General features: G+C 72.2%; 11 protein-coding genes. 8 read left to right on the forward strand and 3 right to left on the reverse strand.

Annotation, left to right across the window (positions count from 1 at the left end; genetic code table 11):
* Positions 1–2 precede the first annotated feature (2 nt).
* Positions 3–2,276, reverse strand: a complete 2,274-nt coding sequence (locus tag FB382_RS01525; RefSeq protein WP_182536216.1) for a helicase C-terminal domain-containing protein — start codon at positions 2,274–2,276, stop codon at positions 3–5.
* Positions 2,277–2,363: 87 nt separating this feature from the next.
* On the opposite strand from FB382_RS01525, the gene FB382_RS01530 reads away from it, so the two are divergent.
* From FB382_RS01530 to FB382_RS01555, 7 genes are all read left to right on the forward strand, one after another.
* Complete coding sequence (locus FB382_RS01530) at positions 2,364–3,197, forward strand: PP2C family protein-serine/threonine phosphatase (protein WP_246377077.1); 834 nt, start codon at positions 2,364–2,366, stop codon at positions 3,195–3,197.
* Entirely contained in the window at positions 3,194–4,363 is a 1,170-nt protein-coding gene (locus FB382_RS21955; protein ID WP_246377078.1) for an FHA domain-containing protein, read from the forward strand. The genes FB382_RS01530 and FB382_RS21955 overlap by 4 nt, the downstream gene beginning before the upstream one ends.
* 50 nt (positions 4,364–4,413) lie before the next feature.
* Positions 4,414–5,496, forward strand: coding sequence for an RDD family protein (locus FB382_RS21960; RefSeq protein ID WP_281379882.1), 1,083 nt, complete (start codon positions 4,414–4,416; stop codon positions 5,494–5,496).
* 196 nt (positions 5,497–5,692) lie between these two features.
* Positions 5,693–8,095 carry an immune inhibitor A domain-containing protein gene (locus FB382_RS01540; RefSeq protein WP_182536220.1) on the forward strand — a complete coding sequence of 801 codons (2,403 nt, stop codon included), beginning with the start codon at positions 5,693–5,695 and terminating at the stop codon, positions 8,093–8,095.
* Between the two features lie 98 nt (positions 8,096–8,193).
* Complete coding sequence (locus tag FB382_RS01545) at positions 8,194–10,035, forward strand: GAF domain-containing protein (protein ID WP_182536222.1); 1,842 nt, start codon at positions 8,194–8,196, stop codon at positions 10,033–10,035.
* A gap of 81 nt (positions 10,036–10,116) precedes the next feature.
* On the forward strand, positions 10,117–10,878 hold the full coding sequence (locus FB382_RS01550; protein ID WP_182536224.1) for a 3-hydroxybutyrate dehydrogenase: 762 nt from the start codon (positions 10,117–10,119) through the stop codon (positions 10,876–10,878).
* Between the two features lie 91 nt (positions 10,879–10,969).
* Complete coding sequence (locus tag FB382_RS01555; RefSeq protein ID WP_182536226.1) at positions 10,970–12,313, forward strand: MFS transporter; 1,344 nt, start codon at positions 10,970–10,972, stop codon at positions 12,311–12,313.
* Between the two features lie 90 nt (positions 12,314–12,403).
* Here FB382_RS01555 and FB382_RS01560 read toward each other — a convergent pair whose 3' ends face one another.
* Complete coding sequence (locus FB382_RS01560) at positions 12,404–12,877, reverse strand: hypothetical protein (RefSeq protein WP_182536228.1); 474 nt, start codon at positions 12,875–12,877, stop codon at positions 12,404–12,406.
* On the reverse strand, positions 12,874–15,009 hold the full coding sequence (locus FB382_RS01565; protein ID WP_182536230.1) for a CARDB domain-containing protein: 2,136 nt from the start codon (positions 15,007–15,009) through the stop codon (positions 12,874–12,876). The genes FB382_RS01560 and FB382_RS01565 overlap by 4 nt, the downstream gene beginning before the upstream one ends.
* A gap of 126 nt (positions 15,010–15,135) precedes the next feature.
* Here FB382_RS01565 and FB382_RS01570 point away from each other — a divergent pair, with 126 nt between their 5' ends.
* Complete coding sequence (locus tag FB382_RS01570) at positions 15,136–16,758, forward strand: AMP-binding protein (protein WP_281379803.1); 1,623 nt, start codon at positions 15,136–15,138, stop codon at positions 16,756–16,758.
* Positions 16,759–16,821 lie beyond the last annotated feature (63 nt).

A 16,821-nucleotide genomic window follows, 5' to 3' on the forward strand; every position in this document is an offset into this window, starting at 1 on the left:
TTCTACGGCTGGGTGTCCACGACTTTGACGGTCGTGATGCGATGCACGGCAAAGGTCCTGGTGTCGTCGCTGCGGTGGTCGTGCGCGGTGAGCTGCCCGCCCTCCACGCGCAGGGGGTCGACGAGGCGGTCCGAGCTGGACCCGTGGTTGTCGACGTAGCCGATCAGGACGGTCGCCCCGGCCTCGACCGCCTCCCGCAGCGCGGCCATCGAGCCGCTCGGGGTCAGCGCCGCGGCGGGCGCCACCGGCCGGGTCGCGGCGACGCGGTCGCCGGCCCGCACGGCGGTCAGCACCTGGGAGACGTGAGCGCTCTCGTGGGCCGCCCGGACGGCGCTGCCGCGGCGGTCCCGGCGGGTCCGGGCCCGCAGCAGGTCGGGCCGGGCGACGCGGACGGAGCCGTCGGCCGCCTCCACGACCGGGGCCGCGCCGAGGTCGCGCAGCCGGGGCAGCAGAACCTCGATCGGCGTCGTCGAGATCAGCACCGTCGGGGCCAGCCGGCGCAGCCCCAGGGTGGCCGCCTTCGGGTGGTGGAGCAGCTCGGTCAGGGCGTGCTCGTCGTCGGCCCGCAGGAACGCCTCGGCGTGCCCGACCCGGACCGTGCCGAAGGTCCGGGCGGTGTCGTCGACGAGGTAGGTCAGCGGCTGCGGGACGGGGGTGCGGGAGACCGTCCCGACGAAGTCGTGGATCTCCACGGCCGTCCAGCCGGTGTCGAGGGCACGGCGGACGGAGCCGGGCGTGAAGCGGTAGACCGTCGCACCGCCGCGCGACTCCACGTCGGCCAGCAGCTGGAGGGTCCGCGCGAGCGACGACTCGAGCGGCCCGGGTGCGACGGCGGTGAGGTCGGCCTGGATGAGGACGTGGTCGACCGGGGCGGGCATCAGGTCCGCGAGGGTCGCGACGGCCTCCGCGGTGTCGCCCGCCAGCAGCGAGCGGGAGTACGACGCCAGCCCGCCCAGGCCGGTGACGCCGAGCGTGGCCGCCTCGGTGACGGCCCACACGAGCTGGTCCGCGCGGGTGCGGGGCCGGCGCGGCCGCAGCCACTCGACCCGGGCGACGAGGGAGGGGAGTCCGGTCCCGCTGGCCAGCACCTGGCCCGGCGGCAGGTCGGCCAGGGCCTCGAGGGTCATTCGGCGGCTCTCGACCTGGGTGATGCCGGCGAGCTCGGGGGACAGGGCGTTCCAGGTCTTGCCGGCCGGGTCCTTCTGCCCGACGAGCCCGGTCATCCGCGGGCTGTCGAGCCAGGCTCGGACCACCGCCGCCCACCGCTCGGCCATCGGCTTGGCCGTCCAGAGGTCGAAGGCGTCGGTCGGGACCCAGACCGGGTTGCCCTGGGGGTCGGACGTGGTGCCGAGCAGACCGGCGTCGTGGGCGACCTCGACCACCAGGGCGGCGGTCGGCTCGTCGACGTGCAGGGCCAGCGCGGTCGCCCGCAGGTCGCGCACGCCGAGGCCACCGCTGCGCAGCTCGCCCGGGGGCGTGCTGCCCCACTGGTCCAGCAGCAGCTCGATCCGCCGCACGGCCTCGAACGCCGCCCCGGCTGCGGTCCGGTCGACCTGGGCCCGGTCGCGGTCGCTGGTGATGAGCTCGGGCAGGTCGTCGACGGGCTCGGTCGTCGTACGCCCGCCGCGCAGCGCGATGCCCACCTCGCCGGGCAGGACCACGACACCACCGCCGCGGGGCACGAGCAGCCTCCGGGCCAGCAGCTCCTCGGCCGGCGTCGCGGCGTCCTCCGGCAGGACCGTGTGCCGGGCGGTGCCGGTCGTGGCCTCGCCCCCGTGGTCGGCGACGTGCCGGAGCAGTGCGAGCGCGGGCTCCGAGAGCTCCCCGAGCAGGCTCGCCACGTCGGACGGAGGCTCGGCCGACATCGCTCGCAGGCCACTCACGCCAGGACTGCCCATCAGCCCGTCGGCCACGCCGCTCAGCGGGCGCAACCCCTGGGGTGACTCCCAGGCCAGGGCGAGCGCGAGCAGCCGCTCGGCAGCCGCCTCGACGGCCTCGGGCGCGGCCCGCACGATCGAGGCGAGTTCCTCCGATGTGGTTTGACCCGCAACCACGAGGGCATCAAGGACGCAGAGCTCGAGACGCGTCAGGTGGTCGAGCGCACGCAGCAACGAAGACCGGGTGGCCGCTCGCGAGGCGAGCTGGCCGAAGTCGTGGGGGGCCGGAGTGGCGAGATCGGGACGCTCGACGAGCAGTCGGGACAGCCGATCGTCCGACCAGGCGCGCAGCTGGTCGGCGAGGGTGCGGAACCCGTCTCGGGCGGCAGATCCGGACATCCCTCCCACGCTACTAGGGATCCGGGGGCGCGCCCTGTTCCTCGCCGGTGTTCAAAGGCCTACGCTGCCGCCCACTCAGGAGGTGGGATGGCAACGGGGATGAGCAACGTCGAGCTCCATCACGGAGCGGCGACCGACGTCGGACTGGTGCGCGAGGTCAACGAGGACAGCTACCTCGCCGCGCCGCCGGTGTTCGTCGTGGCCGACGGGATGGGTGGGCACGAGGGCGGCGACGTGGCGAGCGCCATCGTGGTCGAGGAGTTCGGGCGCCTCGCGGACGCGGGCTACGACCCGCGTCGCGGCGCCGACGTCGTCGCGTCCACGCTGGCGGCCTGCCAGGACCGCATCGCGGAGTACGGCGCAGCCCAGCGCGCCCGCGGCGCCTCACGCTTCCACGCCGGCACCACCGCCGTCGTCGCTCTCCTCGTGGAGGACGACGACGGCCCCAAGTGGCTGCTGGCCAACCTCGGCGACTCCCGGATCTACCGGTTCAACGACGGCCTGCTCGAGCAGGTCAGCGTCGACCACAGCGTCGTCCAGGAGCTGGTCGAGGCCGGGGCGATCACCGCCGACGACGCCGCCACCCACCCCGAACGGCATGTCATCACGCGGGCGCTCGGTGGGCCCGAGCGGGTCGAGGCCGACTACTTCCTCTTCCCGCTGGCCTCGGTCGAGCGGCTCGTGCTGTGCTCCGACGGCGTGACGGGGATGATCGAGGACGACGTGATCGCGGCGATCCTCGGGGAGGTCTCCGACCCCCGCGACGCGGCCGACCGGATGGTGGCCGCTGCGGTGCAGGCCGGTGGCAAGGACAACGCGACGGCGGTCGTCGTCGATGTGGTGGGATTGATGACCGCGACCTCCTACGACTCCGAGCGCCAGCGAGTGAGTCTCGAACAGAAGCTGGGAGCCCTGCCATGAGCGAGGACCACGACGCCACCACCCGGTCCTACCGACCCGGTGACTGGTTCGGCATCTTCGGCGCGAACGCGACCGTGATCCTGCCCCCGACCGAGAAGCCGCGCGTCGCCGCGCTCTGGGAGCTGCTGGACGCCGGTGCCGGGTTCGACGAGGCGCTCGACGCGCTCATCGCCTCGGGCCTGCGCGAGCTCCCGGGCTTCGTGCTGGTCAGCGAGGGCGACGGCGAGACCAAGGTGGTGCTCCGGGGCGCCGCCACGGCGACGTTCACCGTCGAGGGCGCCCCCGTCGTGGTCGAGGGCTCCAGCGCCAGCACCTGGGTGGAGCGGTCGCTGCGCGGCGTCACCGCAATGGTCGTCGAGGTGGCCGACGCGGAGGGCGGCGCCGGGGGCGTGGACCTGGTGATCGGCGGCGGCCTGGTGCGGGTCGGCCGCGTGGACCAGCCGCCCCACCTCGCCGTGCAGGCGGGCGAGCACCGTGCCGAGCCCGAGCCCGAGCCCGAGCCCGTGCCCGTGGCCGACGACGAGCCGGACACCGACGCGGTGGCTGTCGTCGAGTCGCCGTTCGACCCGGAGCCCGAGCCGGAGCCCGAGCCGGAGACCGAGCCGGAGCCCGAGCCGGAGCCCGAGCCGGAGCCCGAGGACGGACCCGCCACCGAGGCGTGGCTCCCCGGCTTCCCCCCGCTCCCGGCCGAACCTCCCACCCACGACGGCGACCACGACGGCGAGACCCAGGCGGTCGGCTGGGACGCCGACGAGCTCGGTCGCCCGCAGCCCGGGATCCCCGGCCAGCCGCCGGCGCCCCCGGTGACCTCCCGTCCGGTCGCCAGGCTGACCTTCTCCAGCGGCGAGACCGTCGACGTCGACCGCGCGGTCCTCGTGGGTCGTGCCCCCGAGGCACGACGGTTCACCTCGACCGAGCAACCCCGGCTGGTGACCGTGCCGAGCCCCAACCAGGAGATCTCCTCCACCCACCTGGAGATCCGGCCCGGCTCCGGCGTCGACCACGGCTCGGCGGTCGTCACCGACATGGGCTCGACCAACGGGACCGTCGTCGTCCAGCCCGGCCTGCCGCCGGAGAACCTCCAGCCCGGCATCGCCGTCCAGCTCATCCCGGGCGCCGTCATCGACCTCGGCGACGGGGTCTCGATCCAGGTGAGCAACCCCTGAGCGCGCTGACCGACATCGTCCCCGAGGCCTCGACGTTCCCGGCCGCGGAGCTGGACCGACGCTTCTACGCCTTCACCCTCGACCGGCTGATCGCGTGGACGCTCGACGGGCTCGCCGCCGTGGTGGCCTGGCGACTCCTCATCGACCGCGACCACGTGGGGGCGGGCGTCGCGGTGATCCTCGCCGTGGTCCTGCTGGTGGGGCTGGGCTTCTCGGTCCTGCTCGGACTGCGGGGCACCTCGCCGGGCAAGGCCGCCCTCGGCCTGCGGGTGGTCTCGGACGCGACCGGCGCGCCGATCGGCGTGCCCGCGGCACTGCTGCGCCAGCTCGTCCTGGGGATCTCGACGTTGCCGACGTTCGGCCTGGGCGTCGCCACCCTCGCCTGGACCGCGGTGATGGACCCGGGGCGCCAGCGCCGGGGCTGGCACGACCACCTGACCCACGGGATCGTGGTCGACGTACGCCCGATCCCCGAGCTCGTCGAGGAGACCCCCAGCGGGCCGCGGCACATCGTCAACCTGACCGCGATGCGCCTGGTCCCCGCTCCCCAGGCGGCCCCGGTCCCGACGCCGTCGCGGCCACGGACGCGTACGCCGCAGCAGCCGCAGCAGCCACCGCAGCCGCCGCCCTTGCCGCCGGCCGCACCCCCGGCGGCACCGCCCGCCCGGAAGCTCCAGATCGGCGAGCCGCTGGTGGCCCCGCCGTCGACGCCGCCCACCGCTCCGCCTCCGCTCCCGCCGGCGGCGATGGGCCCGCCCACGGCCGAGCGCACGGTCATCCGCACCGACGGGAAGGCGCTGGCCCGGTGGCGGGTCTCCTTCGACTCGGGGGAGTCGTTCCTCGTCGAGGGCCTGGCCCTGGTCGGCCGGCGTCCCGAGCCGCGCCCGGGTGAGCCGGTGCGCCACCTCGTGCCGCTGCGCAGCAGCGACATGTCGCTCTCCAAGACCCACGCGCAGTTCCAGGTCGCGGCCGACGGGGTGCTGGTCGTGATGGACCGTGGCTCCACCAACGGCTCGATCCTGCTGCGCCAGGGGGTGACCCGCGAGCTCGCGGCCGGCAAGCCGACGACCCTGGTCGACGGCGACCGGGTCCGTTTCGGCGACCGCACGATGACGGTGGCCCGCGAGGCCTGACTCCGGCTTTCGGACACTTCGGTAACGAAGCGATAACGATGCCGTGGCGAGCGTTCTGCATGCGGCCTTTTCGGAGTCAACTGCTCCGGCATCCGTGACCTGAGTCACCCCTGAGATCCGTGGGGTGCGGGGGACGGATCGCGATTTCGGGATGTTGTGCTCATTGCCGCGACCAGCGGCTCAACGGGAGGCATGCATGAGAAGGACCAAGCTCGTCGCGCTCGCGACGGCTTCTCTGATCAGCGCGGCGATCACGCTGCCGCTGACGTCGATGGAGGCGGGCGCCACGTCCGCCGCGCCGCACGCCGCCCCGGGCAACGCCCAGGCCGACGCGGCCAGCGTGAAGGTGGGCTCCGACTCGCTGACGCGCCCGTGGCAGAAGAAGTTCGAGGCCCGCAACCAGGCGGCCCTCGAGAAGCAGCTGCGCTCCGGTGGCCGGAGCACGGGCGACTCGGTCAAGGTGGGCAAGAACGCCTACGGCCGCGTCGCGCAGCACGGCACCGACCGGATCTTCGTGGTCCTGGCGGAGTTCGGTGACACCGAGCACTCGGCCTACCCCGACGGCGACTCCGACGCCCTGCGCGTCAACGGCCCGCGCCACAACCAGATCCCGCGTCCGGACCGGACCACGGACAACTCCACCAACTGGCAGAGCGACTACAACCAGTCGCACTACCAGGACATGTACTTCAACCGGATGGCGAGCTTCTACAGCCAGGAGTCGCACGGCAAGTACACCGTCGACGGCAAGGTCGCCGACTGGGTGCGCGTGCCCTTCAACGAGGCCCGCTACGGCCGCAACGTCTGCGGCGGCATCGTCTGCAACAACACCTGGTTCCTGATCCGCGACGCCCTGGCCGAGTGGACCCAGGCCAAGCTGGACGACGGCTGGACCATGACCCGGATCCAGAGCTACCTGAAGACGTTCGACCACCAGGACCGCTACGACTTCGACGGCGACGGCAACTTCGACGAGCCCGACGGCTACATCGACCACTTCCAGATCGTCCACGCGGGCGGCGACGAGGCGGACGGCGACCCGACGTACGGCGAGGACGCCATCTGGTCGCACCGCTGGTACGCCCAGATCTCCCCGTTCGGCACCGGCCCGACGGACGGCGCCCAGTTCGGCGGCGTCAACGTCGGCTCGGGTGGCATCTCCGACCCCAACGGCGCGAAGGTCGAGATCCCGAACAACCCGACCGGCGTCTGGGTCGGTGACTACACCATCCAGCCCGAGAACGGCGGCCTGTCGGTCTTCTCGCACGAGTTCGGCCACGACCTCGGCCTGCCCGACCTCTACGACACCTCCGGCAACACCGGTGGCGCGTCCAACAGCGTCGAGTTCTGGTCGCTGATGAGCCAGTCCCGCGGCACCGCGCCGGGCGACACCGGCATCGGTGACCGGCCCATGCCGTTCGGCGCCTGGGAGAAGTTCCAGCTCGGCTGGCTCGACTACGACGTGGAGCGCGCGGGTCACACCTCGACGCACGTCATCCGTCCCGGCCAGTCCACCACGGGCTCGGCCTCCAACGGCCTGGTCGTGCTGCTGCCCAACAAGACGGTCGTCACCGACCTGGGCGCGCCGTGCGACACCTGCGGCGAGCGCTACTACTTCAGCGGCTCGGGCGACGACCTGAACAACACGATGACGCGCGACGTCACCGCGGGCGGTGCCCTCACCGCGAAGGTCCGCTACGACATCGAGGAGGGCTACGACTACGCCTACCTCGAGACCTCCAGCGACGGCGGCGCCACCTGGGCCTCCATCCCGACCAGCCAGAGCTTCACCGGTGAGGACCAGTCCGGCGCCGGTGACGGCACGGGCATCTCCGGCACCACCGACGGCGCCTGGGTCGACCTGACGGCCGACGTGCCCGCGGGCACCAACGCCATCCGGTTCCGCTACGCCACCGACGGTGGCGTCGCCCTGGCCGGCTTCCAGGTCGACAACATCGCCATCGACGGCACCGACCTCGGCACCGCCGAGACCGGTGACGAGGGCTGGACGATGGACGGCTTCAAGACGACCAGCGGCAGCGAGTCGGCGTCGTACCTCAACGCCTACTTCGTGGACAACCGCCAGTACGTCGGCCGCGACAGGCTGCTCAAGCACCTGTACAACTTCAAGGACGCCGCGCACCAGCCGAACATGGTGGAGTTCTTCCACTTCAACCCGGGCGCCCTGATCTCGTACTGGGACACGTCGTACACCGACAACAACGTGGGCGACCACCCGGGCGGCGGCGAGATCCTGCCGGTCGACGCGCACACGATGCTCAACCACTACCCGGACGGCAGCATCGCCCGGACCCGCGCCAACACCGCCGACTCCACGTTCGGCCTGGCGTACAGCAAGAAGCAGACCCTGCACATCAACGGTGAGGCCTACACCCTCGCAGCGCAGTCGGCCCAGCCGCTGTTCGACGACATGCAGGACTGGTGGTTCGACAGCGACGAGCACGGCGGCAGCCCGCACCCGGGCTTCTACCAGCCGGGCTGGTTCTCGGTGAACGTGCCGAAGACCGGCACCACCATCCGGGTCCTGAAGGTCGCCGACAACGGCACCATGACGGTCCGGGTCGGCACCTCGAGCTGACGCACGACTGATCCACCGCACCACCGACGGGCCCCGTCGATCCCTCCGGATCGGCGGGGTCCGTCGCATGTGTGGCCGCGCTCGCGTACGTTCGCCCCGTGTCCGGCTCCTTCCTCGACCTCCTGCACAGCCAGGCACCGCGCGCGGCGTTCGACGAGGTGGTGGCCGAGGCGGAGCGGTCCGGGGCCGGCCGTGAGGAGCTCGCCGAGATCCGGCGCCAGTGCGACGTCGCGCTGCGGCTGCGCGAGCTGATCGCCCGGCAGCGGGCCCGCGAGGCCGAGCTGTCCGCGCTCTACGACACCGCCAGCGACCTGACCGCGATCCGCGACGTCGACGCGATCCTGGCCGCGATCGTCCGCCGGGCCCGGCAGCTCCTCAACGCCGACATGACCTACCTCTCGCTCAACGACGAGGAGGAGGGGGCGTCGTACATGAGGGTGACCGACGGCGCCCTCACCCAGGAGTTCCGCACGCTGCGGCTGCCGCTCGGCACCGGCCTGCTCGGCCTGGTCGCGCAGACCGGGGCGCCGTACTTCACCGAGGACTACCAGTCCGACCTGCGCTTCCTGCACCGCGGCTACATCGACGCCGCGGTCGACGGCGAGGGGATCCGCGCGATCCTCGGGGTGCCGCTGGTGGTCGACGGCCGGGTGATCGGAGCCCTGCTCGCCGTGCACCGGACCGTGCGCCCGTTCCCACCCGCGGAGGTCAGCCTGCTGACGTCGTTCGCCGCGCACGCCTCGGTGGCCCTGGAGAACGCCCGGCTGTTCGCCGAGATCGACGAGGCCAACCAGACGATGCGGGCGCACACCGCGGCCGTGGAGAGCGCCGCGAGCGCCCACGACCAGCTCACGGACCTGCTGCTGCACGAGGGTGGGGTCGACGAGGTCGCGCGCGTGCTGGCCGAGGTCCTCGGGGCCCGGCTGGCCGTCCACGACCACACGGGTGAGCTGCTCGCGGGCGAGGCGGCACCGGAGGGCTGGCAGGACGCCGTCGCCGAGGCGGTCACGTCCGGCCGGTCGGTCGCGGCGGGGGCGTCGTACGTCGCCGCGGCGCTGGCCGGCACCGAGCACCTCGCCACTCTCGTCCTGCACGGTCACGACCGGCCCCTGGAGCTGGCCGAGCGGCGCACGCTCGAGCGGGGTGCCCTCGTCACCGCGCTGGTGCTGCTCTTCGCCCGCACCGTCGCCCAGACCGAGGAGCGCCTCGGCGGCGAGCTGCTCATCGACCTGGTCGAGGGGGACGCGCCGGCCCTGCAGCTGCGGGAGCGGGCCCGCCGGCAGCGGGTCGTCCTCGAGGCGCCCCTGGCGTTCGCGGTCGCGGCCACGGGCGGGCTCGAGCGGCACGCCGGCGTCCGGGTCGCCTCCCGGCTCGCCGCCCAGCTGCGAGGCCTCGCCGGCGAGCATCGCGGGGCCGTCGTGCTGCTCGTCCCCGGCGCGGACCCGGTCGCCGTGGGGCAGCGGCTCGCCGACGCGGTCGCCGAGGCGGGTGGCGTGGCCACGGTGGGCGTGGAGGCGGCCGACCCGGAGACGCTGCCGACGTCGTACGCCGAGGCACGGCGCTGCCTGGACACGCTGGTCACCCTGGGCCGGACCGGTGACGTGAGCGATCCCGCCGGGCTCGGCCTGACCCGGCTGCTGCTCGGTGACAACGGCCCCGAGCAGCTGGGGGCGTACGTCGAGACGACGCTCGGCCCCGTGCTCTCCTACGACACCCAGCGCGGGACCAGCCTGTTGGAGACGCTCGAGGCGTGGTTCGCCTCGGGCAGCCGGGTCAAGGACACCGGGGAGGCGCTGCACGTGCACCCCAACACCGTCGTGCAGCGGCTCGACCGGATCGGGGAGCTGCTCGGGGCCGACTGGCGCGACCCGGGCCGCGGGCTGGAACTGCAGCTGGCGCTGCGGGTCCATCGGCTGCGCCGCAGCCACGGCGACGGGTAGCCCTCGGGGACACTGATCGGGCCCAATGGTGTGTTGCGCGCACATGGGCGGTGCTGTGCTGCCGCGCCTAGCGTGGCGGGCATGCAGGAGACCGCTGTCACACCGCTCGCCCACCGCACCGCCCTCGTCACCGGGGGCGCCAGCGGCATCGGCGCCGCCGTGGCCACCAAGCTCGCCGAGCTCGGCGCCGCCGTCACGGTCCTGGACCGCGACGACGAGGGAGCGGCCAAGGTGGCGGCCTCGATCGGCGGGGACCACCGGGCGATCGACCTGACCGACGGCGCCGCGATCGACGCCCTCGACGTCGAGGCCGACATCCTGGTCAACAACGCCGGCGTCCAGCACGTCGCGGCGATCGAGGACTTCGACCCCGACCAGTGGGTGCTGATCCAGAAGCTGATGCTCGAGGCGCCGTTCCGGCTCGCACGCCGGCTGCTGCCGGGGATGTACGACCGCGGCTTCGGCCGGATCGTGCACGTCTCCAGCGTCCACGGGCACCGTGCGTCGCCGTACAAGGCCGCCTACGTGAGCGCCAAGCACGGCCTCGAGGGCCTGTCGAAGGTGATCGCCCTGGAGGCCGCCGGCAAGGGCGTCACGAGCAACACCGTCTGCCCCGGCTACGTGCGCACCCCACTCGTCGAGGGGCAGATCGCGGCGCAGGCCGAGACCCACGGCATCGCCGAGGACGACGTCCTCGACGACGTGCTGCTGGCCCGCACCCCGGTGAAGCGGCTCGTCGAGCCCGAGGAGGTGGCCGACATGGTCGCCTACCTCTGCGGCACCAACGCCGCGTCGGTCACCGGCTCCTCCTTCCTCCTCGACGGCGGCTGGACCGCCCAGTAGGACCACCCAGGCCCCGCACCACCCGCACCACCCGCACTTCCCGCAGCACCGCAGCACCCATCACCCGTGCAGGATTCGAAAGGACCACCGCATGACCACCCAGACCATCCCGACCGAGGACCGGGGGACCGGCTCCGGCAGCCGTTCCGTCGGCAAGGTCGTCTTCGCCAGCCTGATCGGCACCGCGACCGAGTGGTACGACTTCTTCCTGTTCGGATCGGCCGCCGCGCTGGTCTTCGGCGAGGTGTTCTTCGGCCAGATCGGTGGCACCACCGGCACCCTGTACGCCTTCATGACCTACGCGCTGGGCTTCGTGGCGCGGCCCATCGGCGGCGTCGTCTTCGGTCACTTCGGTGACCGGGTCGGCCGCAAGAAGATGCTGGTCGCCTCGCTGCTCATGATGGGCATCGGGACGTTCGCGATCGGCCTGTTGCCGACGTACGCCTCGATCGGCATCGCGGCCCCGATGCTGCTGGTCTTCTGCCGCCTGCTCCAGGGCTTCGCGGTCGGCGGCGAGTGGGGTGGCGCGGTGCTGATGGCCGCCGAGCACGGCAGCGACGGCTGGCGCGGCTTCTGGTCCTCGTGGCCGCAGGCCGGTGTGGCGCTGGGCAACCTGCTCGCCACCGGTGTGCTGTGGGTCCTCGCGGCCGTGCAGTCCGAGTCCGCCTTCCTCGACTGGGGCTGGCGCATCCCGTTCCTGCTGAGCGCCGTGCTCGTCGCGGTCGGCCTGTGGGTCCGCCTGACCGTCGAGGAGTCGCCGGTCTTCCAGGAGGTCGCCGACCAGGTCGAGAAGAAGGACCGCGGCCTGCCGATCCTCGAGGTCATCAAGGAGTACCCGCGCGAGGTCTTCGTCGCGATGGGCATGCGCCTGGCCGAGAACATCAGCTACTACATCTTCACGGTCATCTCGATCACCTACGCCACGACCTACATCGCGGTGGACAAGCCGGTCATCCTGCGCGCGCTGCTCATCGGTGCGGCGATCCAGTTCTTCGTGGTGCCGGCGTTCGGTGCGCTCTCGGACAAGGTCGGCCGCCGGCCGCTCTACCTCGCCGGTGCGGTGGGCGTGGCGATCTGGACGTTCGTGTTCTTCAACCTGCTCGACACCAAGGAGCCGTCCAAGATTCTGCTCGGCGTCGTGGTCGGGCTGATCCTGCACTCGCTCATGTACGCCCCGCAGGCGGCGTTCTTCTCCGAGCTCTTCGGCACCTCGGTCCGCTACACCGGCGCCTCGGTCGGCTACCAGCTCGCCTCGATCTTCGCCGGCGCGCTGGCCCCGATCCTGGCCCTGAAGCTGCTCGGCGACGTCAACGACGGCAACACCACCGCGGTCGGCATCTACGTCGCGATCGCCTCGGCGCTGACCATCGTCGCGGTGCTCTTCGCCCACGAGACGAAGGCGTCCTCGCTGCGCCACGACCGCGTCCTCAAGTAACGCCGACCCGTCGTTTCTTGACGGTCACACGCGCCGACCCGTCGTCAATTGACGACGGGTCGGCGCGTTTCTGCGTGAAGGAGCGACGGGTCAGTGGGTGGAGAGCACCTGGATGACGGTCTCGCCGGGGCACTGGGCGGACTCCCGGATCGCCCAGCGGCCGCGATAGCCGTTGCCGGTCCACTCGGCCTCGGCGTCGTGCTCCTCGGTCTCCCCGGACTCCACCTCGTAGCCCGCGTCGGCGACGTCCTTGTTCATGAATGCCAGGACGTCCTTGAACACGCTGCCCGTGACGGCCGTGACGATGACGCCGTCGGCGCCCCGGTCCTCGACGTTGTACGCCGTGGTCCTGGCCGGGAACGGCCAGTCGTCCGGGAACCCGTCGGGCCAGGGGGTCGCCGCGGCCGTGGCGTCGGCCAGGCAGGTCGACTGGTCGGCGACGCTGGAGAACTTCTCCCCGGCGTCCTTGTCGCTCTCCTGCGAGGAGTCCGAGCCGCAGCCCGCGGTGCCGGCCAGGAGGGCAGCCGTCGCCAGCGCCGCCAGCAGGCGGGAGCCACCCCTCATCGCAGCACCGACTGGGCGACCTTGTTGTCGGTCTCGTTGGTCTCGACCAACGTGTTGGTGGGATCGACGACGGCGGTCACGGTGTGGCTGCGCGTCCCGCTGGGCTTCCAGGTCACCGTGAAGGTGCGCGACTCGCCCGGGGCCAGCGTGGTCGCGGGGGTCATGCCGACCTGCTTGCGACCGTCGAGGACCTCGGCCTGGATCCCGCTGAGGGCGCGGTTCCCGGTGTTGGTCAGCTCGACCAGGGCGCTGAAGCGGCCGTCGCTCTGCTTGGTGACCGTCAGCGAGGAGAGCGTCACGTTGGTCGTCGCCGGGTCGTAGGTCGCGTCGAGGGTCTTGCCGCCGGCCTGGCGGGCGATGGTGGCGTAGGCGTCGCGACCGACGTGCTGCGGGTCGGTGACGCAGGCGTTGATGCACCCGTCGGCGAAGCCGACCTCGACGCGGCCGTGGTCGTCGGTCGTGACGTCGATGAAGTCGAGCAGGTTGCGGTCGTTGCCGCAGGCCGTGCCGCCGGTGCAGATGGAGCCGACCTGGACCGGGTCGTTCGGGGTGGCGTCGCTGGTCACCCAGGTCTTGCCGCCGTCGTACGTCGTGTCGATGTAGAGGTGCCACTCGCCGTGGAAATTGGCCTGGTCCTGGTAGTTGCCGCCCGTCGGGGTGCCGAGGTAGGCGAACGCGGCGCGGTCGTCGTCACCGGCCACGATGGTGGGGAACACGGCGTTCTTGATGCCGAAGGCGGTGCCGACGTCCTGGCGGTCGGTCCAGGTCTTGCCCTGGTCGTGGCTCACAGCCACGCCCGGGACGCCGCTGCCGTCGACGTAGCCGAAGTAGAGCGTGCCGTTGGCGCCCGTGGCCACGCTCGGGTCGGAGTCGCTCGGGGTCGTGCCCGGGACCGGGTTGACCGTCCACGTCGTCCCGTTGTCGGTGGAGCTGATGACGGCCTGGTTGGCGCCGCACGCCTTGTTGGGGAAGTACGCCGTGCCGTCGGGGGCCACCTTGACGTGGCCGTGCAGCCCGTCGCAGTCCAGGAGGCTGTAGGTGGGAACGCCCGCGCCGAAGGTGGTCCCGCCGTCACGCGAGACCGCGCAGAAGGCGGTGGCGATGTCCTGGGAGCAGTAGTAGACGGCGTTCGGGTAGCTCGAGGTGGGGAGTGCGCCCACGCCGTTGGCCGAGAACGCGCCGCCGCCGAGAGTCTGGTGGTCGACGCCGCTGGGGATGCCGCCGCCGGTGCTGGGGTGCCAGGTCGCGCCGTCGTCGTCGGTGTAGCAGGTGAAGGAGTCGACGCCGGTGAGCTGCGACTCGAAGGTGCGCCCCGTGGCGTGGTCGGTGAACAGGATCGGGTCGAGGCTGATCGTCGAGCCCTGGGGGCAGCCGTTGCCCGCGTTGGCCGAGACGTCGGACCAGTGCGGGGTCGCCGGCGAGGTCGTGTCGTCCCAGGTGACGGCGTACGTGGAGAGGCTGGACTGGTAGGTCGTGGTGCCGGTGTTCCAGTTGTCGCCGATCGACGGCTCGCCGGCGTTGTTCGCGTCGGGGAACGACGCGGGGGCGGCGAAGGTGTCGTACGCCGGTCCGGCGCCGGCCGTGCCCGTGCCCGTGCCACCGCCCGTGCCGCCGCCGGTGCCACCGGTGGTGGCCACCATCGACGCGCTGGCGGAGTAGGTGGAGCCGGTGGCGGCGTAGGGGACGACCCGGACGGTGTAGTCGCCGCTCGTCGGCGGCACGCTGACGGTCTCGGGGTCGGCGACGGAGGCGGCCGAGCCGACGACGTCACCGGCGGCGTCGAGGACGTAGACGTCGAAGTCGGCGCTCGGGTCGGCCCAGCTCACGCTGACCTTGAGCGCGTGGTCGGTGCCGTAGCCCGCGGGCGTCGAGACGTGCAGCGTGAAGTCGTCACAGGGGTCGAGCAGGGCGTCGCACTGGGGCGGCGACAGCACCAGCGCGGAGGCGTTGTCGGTGGCGAAGGGCCCGCCGGTCCAGGTGACCGGGGAGCCGGAGTCGGTCAGCGTCCCCTCGGTGGGGGTCGCCGCGTCGGCGGTGCCAGCGGTGCCCGCGCTGCCGGCGGCCCCGGCGAGGAGGACGGTGGCGGCCAGCAGCCGCACGCGGGGGGAGGAGAGGTGGGGGCGACCGAACACGGACGGGTCCTTCCGAGAGCACGGCGGGGGAGGGCGAGCACCGCAGATGGTGCCCGTCCGGGCAACGAGCGAAACCCGTCGACGTCACGCTCGCCCGGCGGACCGGGCGCTGACTAGGCTCTGCGCATGGTGGCCATGGAGTCCTACGCCCGGGGCGAGACCGAGCCCGCACTGCTCGAGGAGACCGTCGGGGACAACTTCGCCCGCACCGCGGCGGCGCATCCGGACCGGGAGGCCCTGGTGGAGGTCGCGAGCGGCCGCCGCTGGACCTGGGCCGAGCTGGACCGCGACGTCGACGCCCTGGCGCGCGGGCTGATCGCGGCCGGCCTCGAGAAGGGCGACAGAGTTGGGATCTGGGCGCCCAACTGCGCGGAGTGGACGCTCGTCCAGTACGCCACGGCCAAGGCCGGCATCGTCCTGGTCAACGTCAACCCGTCGTACCGCACCCACGAGTTTGCCTACGCCGTGAACCAGTCGGGGATGCGGATGCTCTTCGCCGCCACCGGCTTCAAGACCAGCGACTACCGCGGCATGGTCGAGGAGGTCGCGGGTGAGTGCCCCTCGCTGGAGCGGACGGTCTACGTCGACACCGACGACTTCGCCGCGATCGTGGCCGAGGGGGAGTCGGTCGACGCCGCGCAGCTCGCCCAGCGGATGGCCACGCTGTCGCCGCAGGACCCGATCAACATCCAGTACACCTCGGGCACGACCGGCCGGCCCAAGGGCGCGACGCTGAGCCACCGCAACATCCTGAACAACGGCTACTTCACGACCGAGCTGATCAACTTCACCGAGCAGGACCGGCTCTGCATCCCGGTGCCCTTCTACCACTGCTTCGGGATGGTGATGGCCAACCTCGGCTGCACCAGCCACGGCGCGACGATGGTGATCCCGGCGCCCGGCTTCGACCCGGAGGTCACGCTCCGCACGATCGAGGCCGAGCGCTGCACGGGTGTCTACGGCGTGCCGACGATGTTCATCGCGATGCAGAACCACCCGACCTTCGCGGACCACGACCTCACCTCGTTGCGCACCGGGATCATGGCCGGCTCGATCTGCCCGGTCGAGGTGATGAAGCACTGCGTCAACGACATGCACATGGCCGAGGTGTCCATCGCCTACGGCATGACCGAGACCTCGCCGGTCTCGTGCCAGACCCGGGCTGACGACGACCTCGACCGGCGTACGTCGACCATCGGCCGGGTCCACCCGCACGTCGAGATCAAGGTGGTCGACCCGGTCACCGGCGAGACCGTGCCGCGCGGGGAGCCCGGGGAGTTCTGCACGCGCGGCTACTCGGTGATGCTGGGCTACTGGGACGACCCGGACAAGACAGCCGAGGCGATCGACGCCGACGGCTGGATGCACACCGGCGACCTCGCCGAGATGCGCGAGGACGGCTACTGCAACATCGTCGGCCGGATCAAGGACATGGTGATCCGCGGCGGCGAGAACATCTACCCGCGCGAGATCGAGGAGTTCCTCTACGCCCACCCCGACATCGAGGACGTGCAGGTGATCGGCGTCCCCGACGAGAAGTACGGCGAGGAGCTCTGCGCCTGGGTGAAGATGAAGGCTGGCGCCACTCCGCTCGACGCCGACGCGGTCCGGGCCTTCGCGACCGGCAAGCTGGCCCACTACAAGATCCCGCGCTACGTCATGGTCGTCGAGGAGTTCCCGATGACCGTCACCGGCAAGATCCGCAAGGTCCAGATGCGCGAGGAGACCGCGACGAAGCTCGGCCTCTGAGTCGAGTCGACGCAACTGCCGGGCGCGAACCCCCACCCGCGGCGAGTGTTTCGTGCGTGGATA

It is taken from the genome of Nocardioides ginsengisegetis (genome assembly GCF_014138045.1).
Classification (GTDB): Bacteria; Actinomycetota; Actinomycetes; order Propionibacteriales; family Nocardioidaceae; genus Nocardioides; species Nocardioides ginsengisegetis.